This is a genomic window from Pseudomonas rossensis (assembly GCF_039888995.1).
GTDB lineage: Bacteria > Pseudomonadota > Gammaproteobacteria > Pseudomonadales > Pseudomonadaceae > Aquipseudomonas > Aquipseudomonas rossensis.
Genome location: NZ_JBBWCB010000418.1, coordinates 1 through 232, shown reverse-complemented (window position 1 = coordinate 232; position 232 = coordinate 1). Strand labels below are relative to the sequence as shown.

Below are 232 nucleotides of genomic sequence, written 5' to 3'. Positions count from 1 at the left end.
CCGATATCGAAGTGATCCGTGGTTCGAACTACGACGACCGTTTTGTCGCGGATGGTCGAGTCATCGGTTTCGACGGCGCCGGCGGTTTCGACACCGTGGACTACTCTGGTTCAGCGGCCGCGATCAACGTCGATATCCGCGCCGGTACGGGCAAGCCCGGCATTGGCGGTGATGCCGAAGGCGATACCTTGCTCAATATCGAGAAGGTGATTGGCACGGCGTTCAACGACAC

At 59.5% G+C, this 232-nt stretch carries 1 pseudogene; it reads left to right on the top strand.

From position 1 onward, the window contains the following. Positions 1-232: pseudogene (locus WLY71_RS31765) on the top strand (hypothetical protein); the annotation flags it as partial.